The sequence below is a fragment of the Streptomyces sp. NBC_01410 genome (assembly GCF_045040195.1).
Classification (GTDB): Bacteria; Actinomycetota; Actinomycetes; order Streptomycetales; family Streptomycetaceae; genus Streptomyces.
Window position 1 is genome coordinate 1,134,943 of the sequence record NZ_CP109530.1, and the last position, 24,021, is coordinate 1,158,963.

The following is a 24,021-nucleotide window of genomic DNA, read 5'->3' on the forward strand; positions in this document are numbered from 1 at the left end:
CGGCCCAACCGGCGCCCGCAGGGCCCGAGTTGCGCCATGTCGCCGTCGCGATCAGCCGGTCCAGGTCCAGTCGGCGACCTCCGGGAGGTCGGTGCCGTGCTCGCGGATCCAGGCGTGGTGGCGGGTGCGCATGTCCGCCATCTCCTGGCGTACTGACGCGGCCCGTACACCGAGCCCGGGGACCCGGTCGATGACATCCATGACGAGCCGGTACCGGTCGAGGTCGTTACGTACGACCATGTCGAAGGGCGTCGTCGTCGTGCCCATCTCCCTGTAGCCGCGGACGTGGAGGTTGGGGTGGCCCGCCCGTTGGTAGGCCAGGCGGTGGATCAGCCAGGGGTAGCCGTGATACGCGAAGATCACCGGTTTGTCCCGGGTGAACAGCGCGTCGTACTCGAAGTCCGCCATCCCGTGCGGGTGATCCTCCGTGGGCATCAGCCTTGTCATGTCGACGACGTTGACGACACGTACCGCGAGGTGGGGCACGTGCCGGCGCAGCAGCTGCGCGGCGGCCAGCACCTCCTGGGTGGGCACATCGCCCGCGCAGCCGAGGACGACGTCCGGTTCACGTTCGTGGTTCGTACCCGCCCAGTCCCAGATCCCGGCTCCGCGAGCGCAGTGGGCGCGGGCCTGGTCCATCGACAGCCAGTCGAAGCAGGGCTGTTTGCCCGCGACGATCACGTTGACGTAGTCGCGGCTGTGCAGGACATGGTCGGCGACGGACAGCAGGGTGTTGGCGTCCGGCGGCAGGTAGACCCGTACGACCTCGGGGCTCTTGTTGAGGACATGGTCGACGAAGCCGGGATCCTGGTGCGAGAAGCCGTTGTGGTCCTGCCGCCAGACGTGCGAGGTGAGCAGGTAGTTGAGGGAGGCGACGGGCGCACGCCACGGCAGCGACCGGGCGGTCCTGAGCCACTTGATGTGCTGGTTGACCATCGAGTCGACGATATGGACGAACGCCTCGTAGCAGGAGAACAGTCCGTGCCGGCCGGTGAGCAGATAGCCCTCCAGCCAGCCCTGGCACAGATGCTCGGAGAGCACCTCCATGACCCGGCCGTCGTGGGTGAGGTGTTCGTCGGTGGCCCTGGTCTGTGCCTGCCACGCCTTGCCGGTGACGTCGAGGAGGGCGTCGAGGCGGTTGGATGCGGTCTCGTCCGGTCCGACGACACGGAAGTCCCGGCGTTCAGCCGTGTCGGCCATGAGCTGTGCGAGCAGGCCGCCCAGTACGCGGGTGGGTTCGTGCAGGGTCGCGCCGGGCTTGTCGACGGGGACGGCGAAGTGTTCCAGCGGGGGTACGGGCAGATCCCGGACGAGAACTCCGCCATTGGCGTGCGGCGTGGAGCCGAGTCGCCGCTCGCCCATGGGGACGCAGGCCAGCACCTGCGGGCTCGGCCTGCCCGAGGCGTCGAAGAGCTCTTCGGGGCGGTACGAGCGCAGCCAAGCCTCCAGCTGGGCGAGGTGCTGAGGGTTGTCCCGTACACCGGAGAGCGGGACTTGGTGGGAGCGCCAGGTTCCTTCGACGGGGACGCCGTCGACCTCGTGGGGTCCGGTCCAGCCCTTCGGCGTACGGAGCACGATCATCGGCCAGCGCGGCCGTTGCCGCTCTCCCCCGCCGCGCGCTTCCTGCTGGATCTCGTCGATGCGGTCCAGCGCCTCGTCCATCGCCGCGGCCATCGCCCGGTGCACCTGCTCCGGTTCGTCGCCGGTGACATGAAGCGGCTCATGGCCGTATCCACGCAGCAGATCGTCGAGTTCCGCCTCGGGCAGCCGGGACAGGACCGTCGGGTTGGCGATCTTGTAGCCGTTGAGGTGGAGGATCGGCAGCACCGCGCCGTCGCCCGCCGGGTCGAGGAATTTGTTGGAGTGCCAGGAGGCGGCGAGCGGTCCGGTCTCGGCCTCGCCGTCGCCGATCACACAGGCGACCAGGAGCTCCGGATTGTCGAGCGCCGCGCCGTATGCGTGCGCGAGGGAGTAGCCGAGCTCTCCTCCCTCGTGGATGGAGCCGGGCGTCTCGGGTGCGACGTGGCTGGGCACACCGCCGGGGAACGAGAACTGCCGGAAGAGCCGTTCCATACCTGCCGCGTCCCGGCCGACGTCCGGATAGACGGCGCTGTAGCTGCCTTCCAGCCACGCGTTCGCGAGAACTGCGGGTCCCCCGTGGCCCGGACCCCAGACGCACAGGGCGGACAGATCACGGGCCTTGATGACCCGGTTGAGATGCGTGTGGACAAGATTGAGACCGGGTGAGGTACCCCAATGGCCCAGCAGCCGTGGCTTGATGTGCGCGGGTCGAAGCTCCTCGGTCAGCAGGGGGTTGCCCATCAGATAGATCTGTCCGACCGCGAGGTAGTTGGCGGCCCGCCAGTGCGCGTCGAGCGCTTTCAGCTCCTCGGCGCCCAGCACCGTGCGGTCCTTGACCTTGACCTTGCGCATCATCATTTCCTCCATGAAGGTCGTTGCATGGCAGTCAAGAAGGGGTCCGAGCAGCCCGCGAAAGTGCCGCGTGGGCTGTACGAACGCGAGCTCTACCGGTTGCAGACGGAACTGGTGAAACTCCAGGAGTGGGTGCGCGCCGAGGGCGCCCGCCTCGTTGTCGTCTTCGAAGGGCGCGACGCGGCCGGCAAGGGCAGCACCATCAAGCGGGTCACGGAGCATCTCAATCCGCGCGTGGCGCGCATCGTCGCGCTCCCCAAGCCCAGCGAGCGCGAGCGCAGCCAGTGGTACTTCCAGCGCTACGCCGCACATCTTCCCGCCGCCGGGGAAATGGCCCTCTTCGACCGGAGTTGGTACAACCGGGCCGGTGTCGAGCGCGTCATGGGCTTCTGTACCAAGGAAGAGCACCAGCGCTTCCTCCACCAGTGCCCGATCTTCGAGCGGATGCTGGTGGAGGACGGGATCCTGCTGCGCAAATACTGGTTCTCGGTGAGCGACGACGTACAGGAGCAGCGGTTCCGCCGGCGGCTCGAGGATCCCACTCGGCGGTGGAAACTCTCCCCCATGGACCTGGAGTCGATCACCCATTGGGAGGCGTACTCCCGGGCGAAGGACGAGATGCTCGTCCACACCGACATCGCGGAGGCGCCGTGGTTCGTCGTCGAGAGCGACGACAAGCGCCGGGCACGGCTCAACATGATCGCCCACCTGCTGTCCACCGTGCCGTACCGCGATGTGCCGCCACCGGCGCTGACACTCCCGCCGCGGCCCCCCTCCTCGGGTTATGAGCGGCCGCCGCGGGATCTGCAGACCTATGTGCCCGATCATGCGGCGGGGCTCATGGGCTGAGGCGTCCCGGCCACCAGGGGCTGTTCCATGATCTCGATCTCCTTGCGCCCGGCTTCGAGTGAGGTCCCTGTCCGCACGGTCCCACCGGGGGCCCGCCCCGGTGGAGGGGCGGTTCGGCCCCTGTCGGGGACCTTTGGCCCCCTCGTGTGACCGAGCAGCCCATGGGCCCGGGCGTCTCCCGGCCGGAGGCTAGAGCCGAGGCAGTCCCCGGGTCAGCGGCTGCGCACTGAGCCCGGGATCCGAGAGGAGAATCAGCCATGACAGCGAACGTCCTGGTCGCGTACGCCACGAAGAACCAGTCCACCGCCGAGATCGCCCGCACGATCGCCGAAACCCTCGACGAACAGGGCGTGCCTGCCGTGGCCCGTCCCGCCGGCGAAGTGCTCGACGTCGGCGACTACGACGCCGTGGTGCTCGGCAGCGCCCTGTACGCCGGCCGCTGGCTCAGGCCGGCGCGCGGCTTCGCCCGGCGCCATCGACGCGAGCTCGCCGGGCGCCCGGTGTGGCTGTTCAGCAGCGGCCCGCTGGACGCGTCCGCGCACGAACGCGACATCCCCGCGGTGCGCGGTGCCGTTCGCGTCGCCGAGCGGCTCGACGCCCGCGGACACGTCACCTTCGGCGGCCGGCTCGACGAAGGCGCGACGGGAAGGATCGCGAGAATGCTGGTCCGGCAGGGCCGCGGCGGGGACTTCCGCGACGAGGAGCAGATCAGGTCCTGGGCCCGCGACATCGCCAAGGAACTCAACGCCGAAGGGGCCCTCTGAAGAAACCCGGCCCGCACATCGTGAGCGACGTGCTCCGTGACGGGCGGCCCACGGGAGACGGGGCGCCGCCGGCCGGGTCCTGACCACGCCTCCTCGCCGGCTCTCAGTCGCCCTGCCCAGCATCCCCGCCGCCCGATGGCCCGTACAGGTCGAGCAGCCGACCGCGGGCAGACTGCAGCCGGTGCGCGATCACCTCGGCGACGCGGTGCGTGAGGACCCGGTCGAACTCCGGATCCTCGTCGCACAGGGTTCGTACGCTCACGGCGTCGAATTCCATGGCCCGGACCGGTGTGGCCGCCCGGGCGCCCAGATGCCAGTTGCGCGGCGGGAAGAGCCAGGACCAGCCCAGCAGATCTCCCGGGCCGAGGTGCTCGACGACGGCAGCGCGCCGGCCCGGCACATGCAGGTCGAGATCGACGGTCCCGCTGCGGATGATCCAGAAGTGGTCGGCGCGGCCGCCCTCCTCGAAGATGCGCGCACCGGCAGGGAACTCCTTCTCCTCGGCAAGTTCCATCAGCCGGTCCCGGCCGTCCGGTGGCAGGACGTTCAGCAGCGTGGACATCGTGGTCATTGCCGTCTCCGTCCCTCGGGGCCGCGTCAGGGGCCTGGGGTGGTCGTCTTCAACCTTGCACCCAGCTCGCGCGGGCGGCGAGGCAACCCGGCAGGGGCCCGGAGGCCGCGCGCTTGGGCCGGACGGCCCCTGTGCGCCCCGCACCACGCGGAACACGCTGGTCGGGACGGGATCAGGCGCACCGCATGAGGAGAGGAACACCATGAAAGCGCTCGTTTTCCATGGCCCGGGCAAGGCCTCATGGGACAAGGTGGCGGATCCGGGCATCCAGGAGCCGACGGACATCGTGGTCCGGGTCGACACCACGACGATCTGCGGTACGGATCTGCACATCCTCAAGGGCGACGTGCCCGAGGTGACCCCCGGCACGGTCCTCGGACACGAAGCCGTCGGCGAGGTCGTCGAGGCGGGCAGTGACGTCCGCACGGTCCGCCCCGGGGACCGGGTGCTCGTCTCCTGCATCTCCCCCTGCGGCCGCTGCCGTTACTGCCGCGAGCAGATGTACGGGCAGTGCCGCGGCAACGGCGGATGGGTGCTCGGCCACCTGATCGACGGCACCCAGGCCGAGTACGTACGTGTCCCCTTCGCCGACTTCTCCGTCCACCCGCTTCCCGCGGCGGTGCACAGCAGCGACGCCGTACTGCTGTCCGACATCTTCCCCACCGCGTACGAGGTGGGGGTACTCAACGGAGGTGTGCTGCCGGGCGACACCGTCGTGGTCGTCGGGGCCGGGCCGATCGGACTCGCCACCATCGCCACGGCGCGGCTGTTCTCCCCCGGAAGGATCATCGCCGTGGATCTGGCCGAGTCCCGGCTGGACGCCGCCCGTGAACTCGGCGCGGATGCCGTCGTCAACGCGGCGGAAGGACCGCAGTCGCTTGTCTCGGACCTGACCGAGGGGCTCGGGGCGGATGTGGCCGTCGAGGCCGTCGGTGTCCCCGAGACCTTCGAACTCTGCACCCGTGTGGTCCGGCCAGGAGGCCGCGTGGCGAATGTGGGCGTGCACGGGAAGCCCGCGACGCTTCACCTGGAAGAGCTCTGGATCAAGAACGTGACCATCAGGACCGGCCTCGTGGACACGTACTCCACACCGCTGCTGCTGGGCATGCTGGCGGCCGGCCGGCTGCCGGCGTCCGCTCTCGCGACCCATCGCTTCGAGCTCGCGCAGATCGAGGAGGCGTACGACGTCTTCTCCAAGGCGGCCGACACGGGCGCGCTGAAAGTCGTCCTCGGCGGTCCGGAACACAAGGACGTCGAGCCTCTTGCGGGGGCCGACGGACCCCACCCCCGGCCGGCCTCCGAATGACCGGGGCGCCCGGCGCGCGCAAGCTGGAAGCAGCCCTTGATCTACGAGGGCACGTGGAGGAAGGAGCTGACAGCCATGACGACGACTCCGGCGGCGTACGACCCGGTGAGAGTGGATGCGGTGCTCGAGGCACCGCTGTCACGCTGGCTCTGGCTGGTGAAGTGGCTGATGCTGATCCCGCACTACATCGTGTTGTTCTTCCTCTGGGTAGCCGTCTTCCTGGTCAGCGTGGTCGCCTTCTTCGCCATTCTGATCACGGAGCGCTATCCCCGGCCGCTGTTCGACTTCACCCTCGGAGTGCTGCGCTGGACGTGGCGGGTCTCGTACTACGGATACGGAGCGCTGGCCACCGACCGCTACCCGCCGTTCAGCCTCGGCGAGGAGCCCGGCTATCCGGCCCGACTGGACATCGCCTATCCGGAGCGGCTGTCTCGTGGCCTCGTCCTGGTGAAATGGTGGCTGCTCGCCATTCCGCAGTACATCGTGATCGGCTTCTTCGCGGGCGGCTTCCACGCCGGCTGGTGGGACGGGGGGCTCATCGCCGTCCTGTCCGTCATCGCCGGTGTCATTCTCGCCTTCACCGAGAAGTACCCGAGGGACATCTTCGACCTCGTCATGGGTCTCAACCGGTGGGTTCTGCGGGTCGCCGCGTACGCGCTCCTGATGACCGACACGTACCCGCCCTTCAGGCTGGACATGGGCGGTACCCACCCGGCGCCCCTGCGCTGAGCGTGCGCGGACGCCACCGCTGCCACGGCCGCGCAGCGCGGCTCACACCCGCTGCGGTACAACTGCCACGGGGCATGCGGCGTGATGGAGTGCGGCGTGGGCCAGCCGGCCGAGCTGCAGGCCGAAGTGTCCCTCCCTGCGCCGCGCTCCGACGATCAGCAGGTCCGCGGCGGCCGACCGGTCGAGCAGCACCTTGCGGGCCTGTCCCTCCAGCGTGGTCCGGCGCACGAGGACATCCGGGTGATCGTCCACAGCACCGCCCAGCGCCTCGTCGACCACAGTGGCAGCCCGCATCTCGTGGTACGCGGCCGCGTCTCCGATGAGCAGCGAATGGTCGGTCGTCTCGTGTGCGGGGCAGCGCCAGGCGCGTACGGCATCGAGGGTGCAGCCCCGTGCCGCCGCCTCGCGGAAGGCGAAGTCCACCGCGCTGGATCCACGGGCCGCCTCGCCGATGCCCAGCAGGATCCGCCCGTGGGCGGCCGACAGGGCCGCCGCGTCGCCCCGTACGACGATCACCGGGCAGCTTGCGCCTGCCGCCACCGCCAGACTCACCGAGCCGAGCAGCAGACCGGCGAGTTCCCCGCGGCCACGTGATCCGGTGACGACCGCGAAAGCGTTGTGCCCCTCGGTCAGCAGCGCGGTCGCCGCCTCCTCGGGCAGCACCGCGGTGGTCACCTTCACGTCCGGGTCGCGCCGGTGGGCGCGCTCCGCGGCGGTGGCGACGATGGTGTCCGCGAGCACCTCGTCGGTGGGGCGGTCGAGGCTGGACGAAGGCGTCTGCCCTTCGTAACGCTCCCAGAGGGACGCGTACACGAGCCGCAGCGGGATGCCGTGCCGTGCAGCCTCCTCCACCGCCCAGTCCACGGCCTTCAGGCTGGATTCCGAGCCGTCCACACCCACGACGAGGGGCAGCTCCATCGTCCCCACCACCTTTCTTCGGGCTGATCGAAGGCGTTGCTGTTGTCACGGTCCCACTGTGCGCGGGGCGGTGTCGCGTCGGCAGATGTGCGTCCTCGGCGTTCGCCAGTGCCACCTGTCCGGCGTGACACTGGAAGACGGAAGGCGTCCCGACGCTGCGTGCCGAGCGCGGCACGCGTGCTGACCATCAGGGTCCGGGTGCCGGAGACGAAGGCGGGCACCGGACCATCCCGGTGCGGCATGCCTGAGCGCATATCCGCCAGGAGCCGCACACACCTGCGCGTCCGGAGCGAGGCCGGGCGCGCAGGCGCTTGGCCGGACCCGGTTTCCCGCTGGGACCGGGACCGTTCGGCCCCTGCGCCGGTCGGGGTGCCACCTCACACTGGAGGCATCGGGCACGTATCGGACCTGGGAGGTTCTGATGAACGCCGACCCGACGACGGATACGGCCACCGCTCCCCTGCTGCTCGACGGGGCGCTGCCGGAATTCCGGTTCACCCGCCTGGAATGCGTGATGATCACAGCCCCGCCCTCCGCGGTGTACGAGGCCACGCGGGAGCTGGACCTGCTCACCGTTCACTCGCCGCTGTTCGACATGGTCATGTGGGCGCGCGGGGTACCGGACCGGCTTCGCAGCCGCCCGCTTCCGGCGCCGCCGACGATGCGCGTGGCCGATCTCTTCGACGCCACCGACAAGCATGAACAGGGCCAGCCTTGGGTGGCGCTCGGCGAGACCCCACGACGGGAACTCGTCTTCGGAGCGGTCGGCAAGGTATGGAAGCCCGCCATCGAATGGCGCCGTATCGAGCCGGAGGCGTTCACCGCCTTCGACGAGCCCGGCTGGGCGAAGATGGCCGCCGCTTTCACCGTTCATCCGTACGGCACGCGGCGCTCCCTGCTGGTCTACGAGGCGCGCACCGCCTGCACCGACCCGGAGTCCACGGCTCGTTTCGGCCGCTACTGGACGCTCGTCTCACCGGGCGTCGGCGTCGTCCTGCGTGCCGCGCTGCGGTCGGTCAGGTCGGCCGTGGAGCACAGGGACAGGCCCGGGCCCGTCCGGGTTGACAGCTCGGAAAGGGATGGGACGTGACGCGTGTGGTCTCTGTGTCACAAGCGGTCACAGGCGTGATAGAGCGCGCGGGCGCACTCCGTGCCGATGGGCCCGTCTTCGGACAGTTGCAGGAAGTGGTTCAACTGCCACGTCTGCGTGTTGCGGGCTTGGCGGTTGGTGGTCGTCACCCACGGCGGATAGACGCGGAATGCCCGTTTCCCGCCGGACCCGTTCCTTGACACGATGTCCCGTTCGCAGAGCACGTCTCGCGGAAAGACGAATTGCCCGAACCGCTCGCCGTCGCGAGTGCTGATGACGAACAGATCAACCGGATCTTCAGCGTCGAAGGGCCGGATCGGCCCGCTCGCGGATCTCCTCCACACCGTGACGAACTGGCCGACCTTCGTCGGTGTCGTCTTGGCCACCCGGAACCTGACCGAGAAGCCGTCCAGCGTGAACTCGCATGCCCCGTACTCGGCGCTCTCCGCTTCAGGCACCGGCCGTGCGCAGGCGAACCCACTCGGGTCGTACACCAGCGCCTTCGCCACCAACAGATCGCTGGGGATCCCGGCCTCGCGCGGCCAAGACCCAGGATCACAGGCACCGGCCTCCGGAGAGCCGTCACGTTCCATCGCCATTCCTGCATCCTGCCAGACATCGAACGCATGAGCGAATTTACTCGTCGGGGCGTCCTCGACGCATGCCCGGTGGCGAGCGAGGCGCACCGTGGCGGCAACGGGTCTGTGCGCCACCTTCGACGCGTCGCTTCCCGATCGCTCCCGCCTCTTCGATACTGGAAGCCCTCGTCAGAGCAGCGCAGACCAGGAAGAACCCCGCTCAGGGGCAGCCTGGCCGCCAACCTTCCCAGGAGGAACCGTTGAGGATGCTCATCAATGTGCCGGAGACCGTCGTCGCCGACGCCCTCCGCGGTATGGCGGCGGCACACCCCGAGTTGTCCGTCGATGTGGAGAACCGGGTGATCGTGCGGCGTGACGCTCCCGTCGCCGGGAAGGTCGGGCTGGTCTCCGGGGGCGGTTCTGGGCACGAGCCGCTGCACGGCGGCTTCGTCGGGCCCGGGATGCTCGCCGCGGCATGCCCGGGAGAGGTCTTCACCAGTCCCGTGCCCGATCAGATGGTGCGGGCCGCCGCCGCCGTCGACAGCGGCGAGGGGGTGCTGTTCATCGTCAAGAACTACACGGGCGACGTCCTCAACTTCGACATGGCCGCCGAACTCGCCGAGGACGAGGGTGTACGCCTCGCCAAGGTGCTGGTGAACGACGATGTGGCGGTGACCGACAGCCTCTACACGGCAGGCCGGCGCGGCACCGGCGCCACCCTGTTCGTCGAGAAGATCGCCGGTGCGGCAGCCGAGGAGGGCGCGCCGCTGGAGCGGGTCGAGTCGATCGCGCGGCAGGTCAATGAGAATTCCCGCAGCTTCGGCGTCGCGCTCAGCGCCAGCACGACGCCCGCGAAGGGCAGCCCGACCTTCGATCTCCCTTCGGGTGAGCTGGAGTTGGGCATCGGCATCCACGGCGAGCCGGGCCGCGAACGGCGCCCGATGATGACCTCGCGCGAGATCGCCGACTTCGCCGTGAACGCGGTGCTGGAGGATCTGCCGCCGACGTCCCCGGTGATCGTGCTCGTCAACGGCATGGGCGCCACCCCGCTGCTGGAGCTGTACGGCTTCAACGCCGAGGTGCAGCGGGTGCTGAGCGAGCGCCGGGTGCCCGTCGTCCGTACCCTCGTCGGGAACTATGTGACGTCGCTCGACATGGCCGGCTGTTCAGTGACGCTCTGTCAGGTCGACGAGGAGCTGCTGCGGTTGTGGGACGCGCCGGTGGAGACGGCCGCCCTGCGCTGGGGCCGCTGAACCAGCTGGACCAAACTGTCCCCGTACGACTCACCCCAGGGAGTTCATGTGCTCGACGCCGACTTCTTCCGCCGCTGGCTGACGGCAGCCGCGGCCCGGGTGGACCGTGAGGCGGACCGGCTCACCGAGCTGGATTCGGCGATCGGCGACGCCGACCACGGCACCAACATGCAGCGGGGGTTCACGGCGGTGATCGCCGTCCTGGAAAAGGAGGCACCGCAGACGCCCGGGGCCGTACTGACCCTGGCGGGGCGGCAGTTGATCTCGACGGTGGGCGGGGCGTCGGGTCCGCTGTACGGGACGCTGCTGCGGCGTACGGGCAAGGCGCTCGGCGACGACGCCGAGGTGACGCCCGGGCAGCTGGCCGATGCCCTGCGTACGGGAGTGGCGGCGGTCGCACAGCTCGGCGGGGCCAGGGCCGGGGACAAGACGATGCTGGACGCGCTGGAGCCGGCGGTCGAGGCGCTCGGCGACAGTACCGATTCGTTCGCGGCAGCACGCGATGCGGCCGAAGCGGGCGCGCTCGCGACCGTACCGCTGCAGGCGCGCAAGGGCAGGGCCAGCTATCTGGGCGAGCGCAGCATCGGGCACCAGGACCCGGGCGCGACCTCGTCGGCGCTGCTGATCGCGGCGCTTGCGGATGCCGCGGAGGTCGCGGGATGAGCGGGGGCAAGCCCGTCGGGATCGTCCTGGTCTCGCACAGCAAGGCGGTGGCGGCGGCCGTCGCCGAACTGGCCAAGGGGCTCGCGGGCGGCGGCCCGACCGCCCCCGTCGCCGCGGCGGGCGGTACGCCCGACGGCGGCCTCGGCACCAGCTCGGAGCTGATCTCGGCGGCCGCGGCCTCGGTGGACGGGGGCGTTGGGGTGGCCGTACTCGTCGATCTGGGCAGTGCCGTACTGACGGTGAAGGCGCTGCTGGCCGAGGGCGATGAACTCCCGGACGGGACACGGCTGATGGACGCGCCCTTCCTGGAGGGCGCGGTGGCCGCGGTGGTGACCGCGTCGGCGGGCGGGGATCTCGACGCGGTCGAGGCCGCGGCCTCGGAGGCGTACGACTACCGGAAGGTGTGAGCCCGGGGCGGCGCGGGGCGGCAGGCCGCCGGGGCAGGGGCGAGCCCGATTGCGACGCCCCAGCTGGTGCCCGTCACGATCGACGGCTCGGTGTACCGCGTACCGCAGCGGCTCGCGAAGGCGTACGAGCGCGGCATGCTGCGCCCGGAGGGCTGACGGGCCCGGGACGTGCACCGCACCGAGGGACACCTTCCGTACGGGTGACGCCGTCACCCCGGTGGCCCCGGCCGTCGCCGCGCAGGCCTCCGTACGGCCGGGGCGCCCGGGCATGCCGCGTGACCTGGCACGACCGTCACGGCCGCGGCGCCCGACGGGGGTGACACGCCGCTCCGGTGCCCCCCGCGCCACATGCGCCACCCCCCTCTGCCCTCCTAGCGTCAGTCTCAACGAGGGGCATTTATCCCATTTCGCCGAACCTTCCGCCATGGCTCCTCGGGAACATGGAGAACTGACCATGCGTGCGATAAATGTCGCTTCCCTCGCCCTGATCGGCACCGCCGCGCTCGCTCTTGGCGCCCCGGCCGCCCTCGCCGACGACGGGAGCAGCATCACCTCGTTCGGCTCCACCCTCCCGCCCACGGCCACCGCGCAGGGCGACACCGGGACCCTCGACGCAACCGAGTGCGAGGCCGGGTACGACATCACCTCGGACTGCCTGGGCGGGACGGGCACCGCGCCCCTCACCGCCGCCGACGGGTCGGACCTGCACACCGGTTCGACTCAGTTCACGGAACCGACGGACACGGCCGAAGCGAACGATGCGACCGAAACGACCGGCAAGGCCGAGCCCGCCAGGCCCATGGAGCCCGTCGAACCCGCCAAGCCTGCCAAGTCCTTCAGGCCCGTCAAGCCCGGCGGAGGCGTGAAGGGCGGCACCGGCGGCAGCTTCGCCGATCTGAGCCCCACTCAGATCGGCGTCGGCTCCGCGCTCATCGCGGGCGCGCTCGCCGGTGGCGGTGTCCTGATGCTGCGCCGCCCCACCGGGAACGGCAGCTGACCCAAGGGAAGGCCCATGCCCACGTCCAGCAGACGCGGCACCTGGTTCACGCTCGCCTGTGTCCTGCTGCTCGGGCTCTTTCTCGTACGCAACGGAGCAGGCGAGGGGACCGGCGGCCCACCCCAGCCCCGCGCCGCCGCCCCTGCGCACAAGAGCGTGGCCGACCCTCTTCCTGCCGCGCCCGGCCCGCTCCCCCACTCCCCGCCGCGCCGGATCGCCGTCCCGTCGCTCCGAGTCGACGCCCCGCTGACCGAGGTCGGCCTCGACGCCGACGGCTGGGTCGACGCGCCGCCCCTGGAGATCAGCAATCTCGCCGGCTGGTACCGGGCCGCGGTCAGCCCCGGCGAACGGGGCACGTCCGTCGTCGTCGGCCATGTCGACAACCCGGCGGGCCCGGCCGTCTTCTACTCGCTCGGCTCGCTCCAGCGGGGCAGCCGCATCGAGATCCTGCGCGGCGACGGGCGTACGGCGGTGTTCGCCGTCTACGCCGTCCAGGTCTTCGCCAAGAAGAGCTTCCCCGCGGAGCGGATCTACCGGGACACGCCTCGGCCGGAGCTGCGGGTCATCACCTGCGGCGGCGGGTACACGAAGAAGACCGGTTACGACGGGAACGTCGTGGCGTCCGCCCGGCTGACCGCGGTGCGCTGAGGTCCTGCCGAGGCTCCGCCGTAGCCGACCGACGAGGGTGAGGGGTACGTCGGTGCCCTCCCGGCGTGCGCCCGCCGCGCCGCTGCCCTGTCGGTCCGGGCTGGCAGACTGGAGCCATGTCCGCTCCCCGTCGCCGCTGCCCCGTGTGCCGCCGTGAAATCGCCGTCGTCGCCGGGCGGTTCGCCCGCCATGACCCTGCGGGCGCGCGGACGGTGTCCGAGCTCGTCTCCTGTCCCGGGTCCCGGAGTCAGGCGCCGTTCGATCCGGCTCTGCAGCCGGATCTCGACGGCGCCGTCGTGCCGGACTTCCCGGGCCAGCTGCCCCTGTTCTGAATCGTCCGGAGCCGCGCCACTACGTCGCGCTGCGCTCGCTCGCCATCCTCACGTCGCTCTCGCTCTCTCCCCCGCGCCCCGCCCGCAACAGTTCGCGCCAGCGCTCCGTACTCCAGTCGGCCGGCCCGGTCGTCTCGACGAATTCCTCGACCAGTGCCATAAAGCGCGTCGGGTCGACGTGATGGGGAAAGTGGCCTGCGCCCTCGAAGATCTCCAGCCGGCTTCCGGGCATCGCCGCGTGCGCACCGTACGCATGCTCCACCGGCACCACGCTGTCGCGTGATCCCCACAGCAGCATGGTCGGCATCCCTTCGCTCAGATAGCAGCGGTCGAGCATGGTCACGACCTGGCCCCGCCAGTCGACGACCGCCCGCAGCGTGCGGATGAAAGCACTGCGCGAGGTGGCGTCAGGCAGCGCGTCCACCAGGTTGAGCAGCTCGGGGGCGTCCTGTCCGAGGTCGGTGTCCAGCCGCTTGATCAGCTCGGTGAAGAGGCCGGTGACCGTGCGCATCCCCGGCAGCGAGAGCGTCGAGAGCAGCAGGTCGGCGCCCGGGAGGGAGACGGCCCGCAGGACCGGGTTGACGTCGCGGGCCACCCCGCCCGCGCCGACCAGGACCAGCCGCTCGGTGCGCTCGGGAAACTGGTAGGCGAACTGCATGGCGACGCCGCCGCCGAACGAGTGGCCGACGAGGGTGGCCGAGTCGATGCCCAGTACGCCGAGCAGATCGCGCATGCCGTTCGCGTAGGCAGCCACCGAATAGTCGGCGCGCGGCTTGTCCGAGGCCCCGTGGCCGAGGAGGTCGGGTGCGATGACGGTGTATCTGCGCGCCAGACCCGCAATGAGGTCCACCCAGGTGGCCGAGGAGTCCCCTATGCCGTGGATGAGGAGGAGCGCCGGTCCCTCTCCGGCGATCCGGTACGCGCGGCGGTAGCCGTGCACCACATGGTGGCGCAGCTGTACGTCGTCCTCGCTGACGGAGCGCAGCCTGCTCCGGTCCGATGCGTGCGGTCCGAGGCCGGTGACCACCCGCTCACCTCCCATGGCGTCCTGATCCGAGCGTAGAGGCGCTCTCGCACCGGGGATTTCCGTCAGGTTTCACCCGGGGTACGTCTGCGGCGGGCGACAGAAGCTCCTTCCACCAGGTAGATTGGTCTACACCACTTGCGCCTTCAGAGACAGGGATCTTCGTGGAAGTTGTCATCGTTCCGGACTCCGCCGTCGGCGGCGAGCTCATTGCCGAAGCCATGGCCGACCTGCTGCGACGCAAGCCCGACGCCCTTCTGGGCGTCGCCACGGGATCGACTCCGCTGCCCATTTACGAAGCCCTCGCGGCCAAGGTGCGCGCCTCGGAGGTGGACGCCTCCCGAGCCAGGATCTGCCAGCTCGACGAGTACGTCGGACTGCCGTCCGGACACCCCGAGTCCTACCGTTCGGTCGTCCTGCGCGAGGTGATAGAATCCCTCGGCCTGACCGAGGCCTCCTTCATGGGCCCCGACGGCACCGCCGAGGACGTCGCGGCAGCGTGTCTCGCCTATGACCGCGCGCTCGCGGAGGCCGGCGGCGTCGACCTCCAGCTGCTGGGCATCGGCACCGACGGACACATCGGCTTCAACGAGCCCTGCTCGTCCCTCGCCTCCCGCACCCGGATCAAGACGCTGACCCAGCAGACCCGGCAGGACAACGCCCGGTTCTTCAACGGCCTCGACGAGGTCCCCCACCATGTGATCACCCAGGGCATCGGCACCATCCTGGAAGCCCGCCATCTGGTCCTGCTGGCCACCGGCGAGTCGAAGGCCGACGCCGTGGCGCTCGCCGTCGAAGGCCCGCTGTCCGCGCTGGTGCCCGCATCGGCGCTGCAGCTCCACCCGCACGCCACGGTCGTCGTGGACGAGGCCGCGGCCTCCAGCCTCAAGCTCGCCGACTACTTCCGCGCCACCTATGCCGCCAAGCCCGACTGGCAGGGCATCTAGAAGCCCGTACGAGGCAGCCCGTCCGGCTCCCGCGCGTCCCGGCCGGAAGGGGGAATGTTCCAGTCGAGACATAATTTACGCCTCAACAGCTCGACATCGCCCCTGAGTTGATACGGTGCGCTGGCTCAGCACTTTTGACGCGCGTTCAGACGGCGCGCAACGATGCCGCCCCCTGACCCCGCGCGGGCGGTCGGTGCTTCACGAGGGCGCGGGGGATACCCATGAACGACGACATCGATGTGGTCAGAGCGAGCCTGGAGCTGGTCAGACGACGAGCCTCCCACGTGGTCCGCTACTTCTACGCGCACCTCTTCAGCCATCATCCGGAGCTGCGCCCGCTGTTTCCGGCCGTGATGGACGATCAGTACGAGCGTCTGTTCACGGCCTTGGTACATGTCGTGGACCATCTCGACCACCCCGGTCTCCCGGCCCATCTCGAGCGGCTCGGCCGGGACCACCGCAAGTTCGGGACAGTGGACGACGATTACGCGGCGGTGGGCGAGAGTCTCGTCGCCGCCGTCCGGTACCACAGCACGTATTTCTGGGACGACCGGACCGAAGCTGCCTGGACTCGGGTCTACACGGGCGCCGCCGAGGCCATGACCGGCGGCGCCCGTCTGTCTCTGGCCGCGGGCGAGCCCGCCTCGTGGGAGGCCACCATCGTCTCGCACAGGCTGCACGCCGGGCACACGGCTGTCATCCGTGCCGCACCGTCGGCCCACTACCCGTGGCTCCCCGGCCAGTACGCCACGATCGAGCACCCCGATCTGCCGGGCGTATGGCGGCCCTACTCCCTGGCGGGCCACCCCGACCGCGACGGTGCGCTCGAATTCCATGTCGGCCGGGTCGACGAAGGCCTGTTGAGCAATGTGCTGTGCGACCGCACCGAGCCGGGCCAGATACTCCGGCTGGGCGGCGCCTCGGGCTCCGCGCTCGCCCCGCCGCCCGGCACCCCGGCCGTCACACTGATCGCCGCCGGTACGGGCTGGGCCCCGGTCAAGTCGGTCCTGGAGGAGTTACTCGCCCGCAAACCCTCGCCCCGTATCCGGGTCGACGTCGTGGCGCGCGGCGAGGCCGACTTCTACGACTCGGACGCACTGGTCGAGCTGCTGCGCGCCCACCCCTGTCTCAGCGCCTACTGGTGGTACCAGGAGCGCGACGAGGGCAGGACGCGGGCCGCCGAACGGCTGCAGAGCAATCTGAGCGGGCGCCGGGAGTGGCCCGGCGAGACCGTCTATCTGTGCGGTCCGGTGATGTTCGTCCAGGAGACGGCCGCGCTGCTGTACGAGTCCGGCCTGCCCGCGGCATCACTTATCCGCGACCCGCTGCCCACGTCGGTGCAGCGGCGCGGACATGTCTCCCACTCGGAACAGTTCCTCGACCCCCGCCCCGTCACCTGGATCGATCCCGAAGCCCGCACCCGGCCGCTCTCCCTCCCGGCGCCCCGGGCGGCGACGCAGCCGGAGTCCGGGCCGGACGACGGCAGCTGGTTCGAACCGACCAGGAAGCCGGTCAGAGCGCCGGGGTATTCAGCAGCTCCCAGGTGACCGCTCCATCTCCCCGAGGCCGGGCCAGTTGGGAGAATCGCCGCGGTAGAGCCGGCCGGCCCCAGAAATCGGGACGGTAGCCGAGTCCGGGGTTTGGGGAGCGCGGACTGAGAGCGCTTTCCCTCGATTGCCGAAAGGTGTCCCGACTTTCGATCATCCACAAACGGGTGTATCACGGAAAGTAGCGATGCTTCTGCGCATTCCGCGTGGCTGTTGGGCGAAAGGCCGCACCATGCAAAGACTTCCCGGCGAGCCTCCCGGCTCCCTGCCGACGCAGACATCCGCGGTGGGCGAGAAAGGGCTCAAGCGCGGTGCCCTGGGCCTTGTCTCCTCCGTGGCCATCGGCCTCGCCTCGACGGCCCCCGCGTACAGCCTGGCCGCCACGCTCGGCTTCATCGTCCTCGCCGTCGGGCTCCAGTCACCGGTCATCGTGATCCTGGGATTCGTCCCGATGTTCTTCATCGCCTACGCCTACAAGGCGATGAACGCCGTGGACCCCGACTGCGGCACCACCTTCAGCTGGTCCGCCCGGGCCTTCGGACCGCGCACGGGCTGGATGGGCGGCTGGGGCATCATCATCGCCGACATCATCGTGATGGCGAATCTGGCGCAGATCGCCGGCCAGTACGGATTCCAGCTGGTCGGAGCCGACGGCGTGGCCGAAAGCCGCTGGTGGACGATGTTCGCGGGTGTGATCTGGATCGCCGTGATGACGTTCATCTGCTACGTCGGCATCGAGATCTCCGCATTCCTTCAGAAGTGGCTGCTCAGCATCGAGCTCGTACTCCTCGCCATCCTCTCCATCACGGCGCTGGTGAAGGTGTACGGCGACAACCCGCACGCGGAATCGCTGCACGTGTCCGCTTCCTGGTTCAACCCCTTCGAGATCGACTCCGCCAGCGCCCTGACGCAGGGCGTCCTGCTGGCCGTCTTCATCTACTGGGGCTGGGACACGGCCGTCTCGGTCAACGAGGAGACCGCCGACCGCGAGCGCACCCCCGGCCGCGCCGCCGTCATCTCCACCGTCATGCTGCTCGGCATCTACCTGCTGGTGACCACGTCGGCCCAGGCCTTCGCCGGTATCGGCGAGAAGGGCATCGGGCTGGCCAATCCCGACAACTCCGGGGACGTGCTGGGCAGTTTCGGCGACGATGTGTTCGGCACGGAAGGATTCGGCGGGTTCCTGTCGAAGCTGCTGGTCCTGATGGTGCTCACATCGGCCGCGGCCTCCACGCAGACGACGATTCTTCCCACCGCACGCACCAGCTTCTCGATGGCGACGCACAAGGCACTCCCCGCGGTCTTCGCGCGTGTCCACCCGCGCTTCCTGACCCCGACCTGGTCGACGGTCGCCATGGGACTGGCGTCGATCGCCTTCTACGCAGGCCTGACGGCCATCAGCGGCAATGTCCTGGAGGACTCGATCGCCTCGGTCGGCCTGGGCATCGCGTTCTACTACGGACTCACCGGCTTCGCCTGCGTCTGGTACTTCCGCAAGGTCCTCACCCGCAGCGCCGCCAACTTCTGGCTGAAGGGTGTTCTGCCGCTCCTCGGCGCGCTGATGCTCCTGTACTTCTTCTGCTACGCGGCCTTCAGCGTCTACGCCGACCCCGAGTACGGCACCACCGTCATCGACCTGCCCTGGCTCGGCGACACCGGCGGGGTCTCCGTCATCGGCATCGGCGCCCTGGTGATCGGCGCCATTCTGATGCTCATTCAGCGGGCGGTGCAGGGCTCGTGGTTCCGCAACCCCGACGTACCCGTCAGTGACGCCTCCAAGTACCCCACCCAGTAAGCCCCATTTGCCCCCGATCGGGACACAAGGCGGCGCGCCGCGACCAGTTGCATTCGGCTGGTTTCCCACCCCAGATCGAATCTTCCTGTGAAGTGATCGTGAATTCCTCTTCATATTCGGCCAGCGATATCCCTCCGACCACGTCAAATCACCCGTCACCGACTCCTCCGGCGATGATCGCCGGATGACTGAATCGGCCCTTGACCCGCCCTCCAGGTGCAAACCAGACTTCCTATTGGCACTCATGCATCAGGAGCCACAAGCGCAGGCACATGCCGATGGCCCTGCGAGACCGATATCGCACGGGGTGTGTGACGGGGGATTGCAGTGAAGAGCGCGTATGCATGCTCGACGCATACGTGCGGCTTCTTCACCTCCCCTCCTCATCTCCTGTTGCGCGCGAAGGGAATGGAGGGGGAATGCCGACGCACATGGGCTATCCCGGCGTATACATCGAAGAACTTCCCAGCAGCATCCGTACCATCGCCTCCGTCACCACCTCGGTGACCGCGTTCGTGGGGCACACCCGCCGGGGTCCGCTCAATCAACCCGTGCGGATCACCAGCTTCGCCGACTTCGAGCGCCGCTTCGGCGGACTCACCTCGCAGAGCGCCGTCAGCTACGCGGTGCACCAGTTCTTCGGGAACGGCGGCACGGTCGCGGTGATCGTCCGCGTGGCCAAGGCCGGCACCGGCGAGGAAGCCTGCGTCACGCTCAACTCCACCGAGGGGCACAGCGAGTGCCCGGTGCTCGAGGTGCACGCCAAGGAGCCCGGCGTATGGGGCTCGGGCCTGCGGGTGGCCGTCGATCACGACACCCCGACCCCGGACAAGACCTTCAATCTGCACATCCTCGACGCGCGCGGCGGCGCCCGCGAGTCCTTCACCGGACTGTCGATGCACAGCGGTCACGGCCGCTTCGTGGAGACGGTCGTGGGCGCCGGTTCCTCGCTGGTCCGGGTGAAGGCCCTGGACGAGGACCGCCCCGACCCCTCCGGCACGGTCTCCAAGCCGTTCGCGGCCGAACTGCCCGATCTGAACGTCGAGTTGAAAGTCAAGATCGGCGATGTGGAGCGCGAGTTCACGCTCTACGAGCCCGACCACGACGGCGAGCCCCCGGCCGGTGTCACCGAGCTCGCCCTGCTCCTGGAGCGCAAGCTGCGCGCGCTGCCCGACGCCCCCGGCAAGCACGCCTTCGCCGGAGCAGAGGTCACCGCCTTCGGCCGGCGCCTCCAGGTCGTCGCCGGGTCCGTCGACCCCGACGATGTGGTCCGCTTCGTCGGCGAGTGCGCCAACGACCTCGGTCTCGAAGCCTCGGTCAACCCGCCGGTCTTCCCGCTGCAGGGCGGCAAGGACGGCGATCCGCCCGGACCGCGCGACCTCATCGGCAGCGAGGCGCGCAAGACCGGCGTCCAGGCGCTGCGCGACGTGGACGACGTCAACCTGCTGGCTCTGCCGGAGCTTTCGGCGTACGAGTCGACCGACGACATGGTCACCGTGCTCTCCGCGGCCGAGCAGCTGTGCCGGGAGCGGCGGATCTTCCTGCTCGTCGACTCGCCGTCCACCTGGGGCAGCGTGGACGCGGCCCGGGCCGGAATCGGCGCGTTCGAGCCCGTACGCAGCAATCACGCCGGGCTGTACTTCCCGCATCTGCAGCTCAACGACCCGCTGACCGGGCGGCTGCGGTCCTTCCCGCCCTCGGGTGCCATCGCGGGTGTCATCGCGAGGACCGACGGCGAGCGCGGCGTGTGGAAGGCCCCGGCCGGTACCGAGGCGCGGCTCGCCGGTGTGCGGTCCCTGTCGGTCAAGCTCACCGACCGGGAGAACGGTCTGCTCAATCCGCTGGGCATCAACTGCCTGCGCACCTTCCCTGTGGTGGGCCCGCTGGTGTGGGGCGCGCGCACGCTGGAGGGCGCCGACGCGCTCGACAGCGAGTGGAAGTACGTACCCGTGCGCCGTCTCGCGCTGCATGTCGAGGAGAGCCTTCACCGCGGTCTTCAGTGGGTCGTCTTCGAGCCGAACAGCGAGCAGCTGTGGCAGCAGATCCGGCTCAAGGCATCGGCGTATCTGAACGACCTGTTCCGGCAGGGCGCGTTCAAGGGCGGCACACCGCGCGAGGCGTACTTCGTCAAGTGCGACAAGGACACGACCACCGAAGCCGACATCGACGCCGGAGTGGTCAATGTCGTGATCGGCATCGCGCCGGTCAAGCCCGCGGAGTTCGTGATCGTCAAGATCCAGCAGATGGCCGGGCAGTTCGACCTCTCGTAACCCAAGGAAAAGGAACACGAAGGAAACCGATGGCTGAGTTCCAGATCAACGCCCATCGCTTCGACCCCTACAAGAATTTCAAGTTCCTGGTCCTCTGGGACGGTCGAACGGTCGCGGGCATCAGCAAGATCAGTCCCCTCAAGCGCACCACCGAAGTGGTCAAGCACCGCCACGGCGGTGACCCGAGCTCTCCGCGCAAGTCGCCGGGCCGCTCCGAGTTCGAGGGCGTCACCCTCGAGCGCGGGGTCACCCACGACGCGGAGTTCGACCGCTGGGCCAACAAGGTCTGGCAGGTCGGGGCCGGGCTCGGCTCGGAGGTCTCGCTGCGGGACTTCCGCAAGGACATCATCATCCAGGTCCTCAACGAGGCCGGGCAGGTGGCCGTCTCGCACAAGCTCTACCGGGCCTGGGTGAGCGAGTACCAGGTGCTCGGTGAACTGGACGCCAACGCCAACGCCGTCGCGATCCAGAGCGTCAAGCTCGAGTGCGAGGGCTGGGAGCGGGACTACGAGGTGGAGGAGCCGGTCGAGCCCTCCTTCACCCATCCCGCCTGAACGACGTCTGCGCACCGGAGGAATGAGGGATGACGCCGACGGGGCCGGCCGAGCTGCTCGCCACCTGGGAGGCCGGGCTCGCACAGCACGACCCGGGAAGGTCTCTGCTGCTGCACCGGGCGGCCCGCCCGGGGGCCGGCACCGACGCGTTGCTGTCGATGCCGGTCGGCGAGCGGGAGGCTGATCTGTTCGCGCTGCGCCGGGCGTTGTTCGGCGAGCGCATGCAGGTGCGGGTCGAGTGCGCGGCATGCGGCGAGGCCATGGAGTTCGACCTCGACGCGACGCTGTTCGGCGCCCGGACCAAGACACCGGACGGGCCGCTGCGGGTGGAGGAGGGCGAGTGGGCGATCGAGTTCCGGCTGCCCACCGTCGCCGACCTCGCGGCGGCCGGTGCGATGCCGGAACCGGACCAGGCCCGTCGGCTGCTCATGGCGCGCTGCATTGTTTCGGCGCTGCGGAACGGGCAGGCGGTTCCGGCCGAACGGCTGGCCGCACTGCTGCCCGAGGTCGTACAGCGACGGCTGGCCGAACTGGCGGAGCAAGCCGATCCGGCGGCCGACGTGACGCTGAACGTCGCCTGCCCCGAGTGCGGCGAGGCCACCCCGGCCGAGCTGGACATCACCTCCTATCTGTGGACCGAACTCGACACCTGGGCGCGGGACTTGATGCTCGACGTCCATCTGCTCGCCACCGCCTACGGGTGGAGCGAGCCGGCGATTCTGGCGCTCAGCCCGCTGCGGCGTCGTTACTACCTGGAGCTGTGCGCAGATGCCTGACTACTTCGACCGGCTGCTCGCCCGGCACACACCGGTGCCCGCGGCCGGCAGTGGCCCGGCACGGGTCCGGCCGCGGCTGCCCGGCCCGTTCGAACGGGTCGAGGCGCTGCGGAGCGGGCCACCGGAACCCGACCAGCCGGCGGCGCTGATCCCGTCGGCGCCCCAGCCTGCCTTCGGACCGGCCGAGTTGGTACGGCACGAGCGCGAGGTGCGGACAGATCGCGAGACCGTCGTACGGACCGAGGCCGCGGCTGCGGCGGGTGAGACCGAGCGGCGGGCGGTGCAGGCCATGCAGAGTCCGGGGCCGTTGCTGCGGCCTGCCGTGCCCGCGCCCCTGACACCGCGCCGAGCCGCTTCGGATGTTCCGCGTGCCGGGAGGCGGGGGGCTTCGGCCGAGGCGCCCGAGGCACAGCGCACGCAGACTGCCTCCGCGCCCCGGGCCACGGAAGCGGTCACCCGGGCCGCCTCGGCACCGGCCCGGCCGCGCGGCTCCGATACGGCGGCGGCCCGTGGTGCGGCGCTGAGCGGAGTGGGACGGCGCGCGCCGCGGCCCGCCGAACGCGTCGTGCACGTACAGATCGGACGGCTGGAGGTGAGCGCGGCCCCGCCGCCCGGCGCGAGCCGCCCCGCCGGCGGCCGCCCCGAGCACACCGGACGGCGCACACCCGCGCTGACGCTGGACGACTATCTGTCACGCGGCGAGAAGAGGGACTGAGGTCATGAGCAACGCACTCGCCATCGCGACGGTCACCCAGGCACTGGCCCTGCTGATCGATCACAACCTGAGCCCCGAGATGGACATCGCGGTCAAGGTCGAGACCCGTAAACCACCGGCCGAACCGCCGACCGAACCGACCATCAACGTCTTCCTGTACCAGGTCACACCGAACCCCTCGATGCGCCACACCGACCTGCCGACGCGCGCCTCGGACGGCACGCTCCTCAAGCGTCCGGCGGCCGCGCTGGATCTGCACTTTCTGATCAGTGCGTACGGGGAGGAGGCGGAGCTGGTCGGGCAGCGGCTGATCGGCTGCGTGGTGCGGACACTGCACGAAATCCCGGTGCTGCCCAAGGAGTTGATCGAGCTCGCCGCGGAGCGGCCGTATCTGGCGGGCAGCGATCTGGCCGAGTCGCCGCAGAAGGTGCGGTTCACGCCGACGGTGATGGACATCGACGAGACGTCGAAGCTGTGGGGAATGCTCCACCAGACCCCGTACACCCTGTCGGTGGCGTACCAGGCGTCGCTGGTCCTGATCGAGGGCCGCGAGAGGCCGGTCCCGGCGAAGCCCGTGGAGCGGCGGACGGTGAGGGTGCTGCCGTTCGGGGCACCGGGCGCGCCGGTGCCGCCGGGGAGTGAGTCGCCGGTGTCCGTAACCCAGCCGCCGACCGAGCCGGAGCCTGCGCCCGACGCGGAGCCCAAGGCGGACGTGCAGGTGAGGAAACGGGCCGCGGCGAAGGCCACCAAGGCTGCCGCGAAGCCCGTCGCGAAACGGGCCGCCCCCGCTCGTGCCCGTAAAGGCACTGAAGCGGGCGCCGACGACAAGCAGAGCTGAGGCACGGTGCGCGACAC

Annotated in this window: 24 protein-coding genes and 1 pseudogene; 20 read left to right on the top strand and 5 right to left on the bottom strand. The window is 69.9% G+C overall.

What is annotated here, in order from left to right:
• Positions 1–51: 51 nt before the first annotated feature.
• Positions 52–2,448 (bottom strand): phosphoketolase, encoded by a 2,397-nt coding sequence (locus OG741_RS05290; RefSeq protein ID WP_405595625.1) that lies wholly within the window; start codon positions 2,446–2,448, stop codon positions 52–54.
• Positions 2,449–2,460: 12 nt separating this feature from the next.
• Here OG741_RS05290 and ppk2 point away from each other — a divergent pair, with 12 nt between their 5' ends.
• Both ppk2 and OG741_RS05300 read left to right on the top strand, forming a co-directional pair.
• Positions 2,461–3,282, top strand: a complete 822-nt coding sequence (ppk2, locus tag OG741_RS05295; protein WP_405595627.1) for a polyphosphate kinase 2 — start codon at positions 2,461–2,463, stop codon at positions 3,280–3,282.
• Between the two features lie 257 nt (positions 3,283–3,539).
• Positions 3,540–4,046: a flavodoxin domain-containing protein gene (locus OG741_RS05300; RefSeq protein ID WP_405595629.1), complete on the top strand. Its 507-nt coding sequence runs from the start codon at positions 3,540–3,542 to the stop codon at positions 4,044–4,046.
• 103 nt (positions 4,047–4,149) lie between these two features.
• Here the strand turns inward: OG741_RS05300 and OG741_RS05305 are convergent, their stop codons facing one another.
• Complete coding sequence (locus OG741_RS05305; protein WP_405595631.1) at positions 4,150–4,617, bottom strand: cyclic nucleotide-binding domain-containing protein; 468 nt, start codon at positions 4,615–4,617, stop codon at positions 4,150–4,152.
• A gap of 202 nt (positions 4,618–4,819) precedes the next feature.
• Here OG741_RS05305 and OG741_RS05310 point away from each other — a divergent pair, with 202 nt between their 5' ends.
• Entirely contained in the window at positions 4,820–5,923 is a 1,104-nt protein-coding gene (locus tag OG741_RS05310; protein WP_405595633.1) for a zinc-dependent alcohol dehydrogenase family protein, read from the top strand.
• 75 nt (positions 5,924–5,998) lie between these two features.
• Positions 5,999–6,652 (top strand): DUF4389 domain-containing protein, encoded by a 654-nt coding sequence (locus OG741_RS05315; RefSeq protein WP_405595635.1) that lies wholly within the window; start codon positions 5,999–6,001, stop codon positions 6,650–6,652.
• A 42-nt stretch (positions 6,653–6,694) separates the two neighbouring features.
• On the opposite strand, the gene OG741_RS05320 is transcribed toward OG741_RS05315, so the two are convergent.
• Positions 6,695–7,570, bottom strand: coding sequence for a universal stress protein (locus tag OG741_RS05320; RefSeq protein WP_405595637.1), 876 nt, complete (start codon positions 7,568–7,570; stop codon positions 6,695–6,697).
• Positions 7,571–7,991: 421 nt separating this feature from the next.
• On the opposite strand from OG741_RS05320, the gene OG741_RS05325 reads away from it, so the two are divergent.
• Positions 7,992–8,660, top strand: a complete 669-nt coding sequence (locus tag OG741_RS05325) for a hypothetical protein (protein ID WP_405595639.1) — start codon at positions 7,992–7,994, stop codon at positions 8,658–8,660.
• A gap of 17 nt (positions 8,661–8,677) precedes the next feature.
• Here OG741_RS05325 and OG741_RS05330 read toward each other — a convergent pair whose 3' ends face one another.
• Entirely contained in the window at positions 8,678–9,253 is a 576-nt protein-coding gene (locus OG741_RS05330; RefSeq protein WP_405605412.1) for a MepB family protein, read from the bottom strand.
• A gap of 245 nt (positions 9,254–9,498) precedes the next feature.
• On the opposite strand from OG741_RS05330, the gene dhaK reads away from it, so the two are divergent.
• From dhaK to OG741_RS05365, 7 genes and pseudogenes are all read left to right on the top strand, one after another.
• Positions 9,499–10,491 carry a dihydroxyacetone kinase subunit DhaK gene (gene dhaK, locus OG741_RS05335; protein WP_266484572.1) on the top strand — a complete coding sequence of 331 codons (993 nt, stop codon included), beginning with the start codon at positions 9,499–9,501 and terminating at the stop codon, positions 10,489–10,491.
• 48 nt (positions 10,492–10,539) lie between these two features.
• On the top strand, positions 10,540–11,154 hold the full coding sequence (gene dhaL / locus OG741_RS05340; RefSeq protein ID WP_405595641.1) for a dihydroxyacetone kinase subunit DhaL: 615 nt from the start codon (positions 10,540–10,542) through the stop codon (positions 11,152–11,154).
• Positions 11,151–11,561, top strand: a complete 411-nt coding sequence (locus tag OG741_RS05345; RefSeq protein ID WP_405595643.1) for a PTS-dependent dihydroxyacetone kinase phosphotransferase subunit DhaM — start codon at positions 11,151–11,153, stop codon at positions 11,559–11,561. The genes dhaL and OG741_RS05345 overlap by 4 nt, the downstream gene beginning before the upstream one ends.
• A 54-nt stretch (positions 11,562–11,615) precedes the next feature.
• A pseudogene (locus tag OG741_RS05350) lies at positions 11,616–11,717 on the top strand (50S ribosomal protein L32); the annotation flags it as partial.
• A gap of 298 nt (positions 11,718–12,015) precedes the next feature.
• The gene (locus OG741_RS05355; protein ID WP_405595645.1) at positions 12,016–12,558 is read left to right on the top strand and encodes a hypothetical protein; all 543 of its coding nucleotides are present in this window, start codon (positions 12,016–12,018) and stop codon (positions 12,556–12,558) included.
• A 15-nt stretch (positions 12,559–12,573) separates the two neighbouring features.
• Positions 12,574–13,206, top strand: a complete 633-nt coding sequence (locus tag OG741_RS05360) for a class F sortase (RefSeq protein ID WP_405595647.1) — start codon at positions 12,574–12,576, stop codon at positions 13,204–13,206.
• 116 nt (positions 13,207–13,322) lie between these two features.
• Positions 13,323–13,538, top strand: coding sequence for a hypothetical protein (locus tag OG741_RS05365; RefSeq protein WP_405595649.1), 216 nt, complete (start codon positions 13,323–13,325; stop codon positions 13,536–13,538).
• A gap of 19 nt (positions 13,539–13,557) precedes the next feature.
• On the opposite strand, the gene OG741_RS05370 is transcribed toward OG741_RS05365, so the two are convergent.
• A complete protein-coding gene (locus OG741_RS05370; protein WP_405595651.1) occupies positions 13,558–14,580 on the bottom strand; it encodes an alpha/beta fold hydrolase in 1,023 nt (340 codons plus the stop codon).
• Positions 14,581–14,726: 146 nt separating this feature from the next.
• Here OG741_RS05370 and nagB point away from each other — a divergent pair, with 146 nt between their 5' ends.
• The 8 genes from nagB to OG741_RS05410 all read left to right on the top strand — a co-directional run bounded on the left by nagB (position 14,727) and on the right by OG741_RS05410 (position 24,004).
• On the top strand, positions 14,727–15,509 hold the full coding sequence (nagB, locus tag OG741_RS05375; RefSeq protein WP_405595653.1) for a glucosamine-6-phosphate deaminase: 783 nt from the start codon (positions 14,727–14,729) through the stop codon (positions 15,507–15,509).
• A 221-nt stretch (positions 15,510–15,730) separates the two neighbouring features.
• Positions 15,731–17,056 (top strand): globin domain-containing protein, encoded by a 1,326-nt coding sequence (locus OG741_RS05380; RefSeq protein WP_405595655.1) that lies wholly within the window; start codon positions 15,731–15,733, stop codon positions 17,054–17,056.
• Positions 17,057–17,288: 232 nt separating this feature from the next.
• Positions 17,289–18,851, top strand: a complete 1,563-nt coding sequence (locus tag OG741_RS05385; RefSeq protein WP_405595657.1) for an APC family permease — start codon at positions 17,289–17,291, stop codon at positions 18,849–18,851.
• Between the two features lie 419 nt (positions 18,852–19,270).
• Complete coding sequence (locus tag OG741_RS05390) at positions 19,271–21,121, top strand: phage tail sheath family protein (RefSeq protein ID WP_405595659.1); 1,851 nt, start codon at positions 19,271–19,273, stop codon at positions 21,119–21,121.
• A 29-nt stretch (positions 21,122–21,150) separates the two neighbouring features.
• On the top strand, positions 21,151–21,675 hold the full coding sequence (locus OG741_RS05395) for a phage tail protein (RefSeq protein ID WP_266487762.1): 525 nt from the start codon (positions 21,151–21,153) through the stop codon (positions 21,673–21,675).
• 29 nt (positions 21,676–21,704) lie between these two features.
• Positions 21,705–22,451: a hypothetical protein gene (locus OG741_RS05400; RefSeq protein ID WP_405595662.1), complete on the top strand. Its 747-nt coding sequence runs from the start codon at positions 21,705–21,707 to the stop codon at positions 22,449–22,451.
• The gene (locus tag OG741_RS05405) at positions 22,444–23,166 is read left to right on the top strand and encodes a hypothetical protein (RefSeq protein WP_405595664.1); all 723 of its coding nucleotides are present in this window, start codon (positions 22,444–22,446) and stop codon (positions 23,164–23,166) included. Before OG741_RS05400 ends, OG741_RS05405 begins: the two co-directional genes overlap by 8 nt.
• 4 nt (positions 23,167–23,170) lie before the next feature.
• Positions 23,171–24,004: a DUF4255 domain-containing protein gene (locus OG741_RS05410; RefSeq protein ID WP_405595666.1), complete on the top strand. Its 834-nt coding sequence runs from the start codon at positions 23,171–23,173 to the stop codon at positions 24,002–24,004.
• The last annotated feature ends 17 nt before the right edge of the window (positions 24,005–24,021 follow it).

Excerpts from the sequence above, each read along its gene's own strand:
- OG741_RS05370 (WP_405595651.1), bottom strand. The coding sequence starts at position 14,580 with ATGGGAGGTGAGCGGGTGGTCACCGGCCTCGGACCGCACGCATCGGAC.
- OG741_RS05310 (WP_405595633.1), top strand. The coding sequence starts at position 4,820 with ATGAAAGCGCTCGTTTTCCATGGCCCGGGCAAGGCCTCATGGGACAAG.
- OG741_RS05395 (WP_266487762.1), top strand. The coding sequence starts at position 21,151 with ATGGCTGAGTTCCAGATCAACGCCCATCGCTTCGACCCCTACAAGAAT.
- OG741_RS05410 (WP_405595666.1), top strand. The coding sequence starts at position 23,171 with ATGAGCAACGCACTCGCCATCGCGACGGTCACCCAGGCACTGGCCCTG.
- OG741_RS05290 (WP_405595625.1), bottom strand. The coding sequence starts at position 2,448 with ATGGAGGAAATGATGATGCGCAAGGTCAAGGTCAAGGACCGCACGGTG.
- OG741_RS05380 (WP_405595655.1), top strand. The coding sequence starts at position 15,731 with ATGAACGACGACATCGATGTGGTCAGAGCGAGCCTGGAGCTGGTCAGA.
- OG741_RS05385 (WP_405595657.1), top strand. The coding sequence starts at position 17,289 with ATGCAAAGACTTCCCGGCGAGCCTCCCGGCTCCCTGCCGACGCAGACA.
- OG741_RS05330 (WP_405605412.1), bottom strand. The coding sequence starts at position 9,253 with ATGGAACGTGACGGCTCTCCGGAGGCCGGTGCCTGTGATCCTGGGTCT.
- OG741_RS05400 (WP_405595662.1), top strand. The coding sequence starts at position 21,705 with ATGACGCCGACGGGGCCGGCCGAGCTGCTCGCCACCTGGGAGGCCGGG.
- OG741_RS05390 (WP_405595659.1), top strand. The coding sequence starts at position 19,271 with ATGCCGACGCACATGGGCTATCCCGGCGTATACATCGAAGAACTTCCC.
- ppk2 (WP_405595627.1), top strand. The coding sequence starts at position 2,461 with ATGGCAGTCAAGAAGGGGTCCGAGCAGCCCGCGAAAGTGCCGCGTGGG.
- OG741_RS05365 (WP_405595649.1), top strand. The coding sequence starts at position 13,323 with ATGTCCGCTCCCCGTCGCCGCTGCCCCGTGTGCCGCCGTGAAATCGCC.
- OG741_RS05325 (WP_405595639.1), top strand. The coding sequence starts at position 7,992 with ATGAACGCCGACCCGACGACGGATACGGCCACCGCTCCCCTGCTGCTC.
- OG741_RS05300 (WP_405595629.1), top strand. The coding sequence starts at position 3,540 with ATGACAGCGAACGTCCTGGTCGCGTACGCCACGAAGAACCAGTCCACC.
- OG741_RS05355 (WP_405595645.1), top strand. The coding sequence starts at position 12,016 with ATGCGTGCGATAAATGTCGCTTCCCTCGCCCTGATCGGCACCGCCGCG.
- OG741_RS05360 (WP_405595647.1), top strand. The coding sequence starts at position 12,574 with ATGCCCACGTCCAGCAGACGCGGCACCTGGTTCACGCTCGCCTGTGTC.
- OG741_RS05345 (WP_405595643.1), top strand. The coding sequence starts at position 11,151 with ATGAGCGGGGGCAAGCCCGTCGGGATCGTCCTGGTCTCGCACAGCAAG.
- OG741_RS05305 (WP_405595631.1), bottom strand. The coding sequence starts at position 4,617 with ATGACCACGATGTCCACGCTGCTGAACGTCCTGCCACCGGACGGCCGG.
- OG741_RS05315 (WP_405595635.1), top strand. The coding sequence starts at position 5,999 with ATGACGACGACTCCGGCGGCGTACGACCCGGTGAGAGTGGATGCGGTG.
- OG741_RS05405 (WP_405595664.1), top strand. The coding sequence starts at position 22,444 with ATGCCTGACTACTTCGACCGGCTGCTCGCCCGGCACACACCGGTGCCC.
- OG741_RS05320 (WP_405595637.1), bottom strand. The coding sequence starts at position 7,570 with ATGGAGCTGCCCCTCGTCGTGGGTGTGGACGGCTCGGAATCCAGCCTG.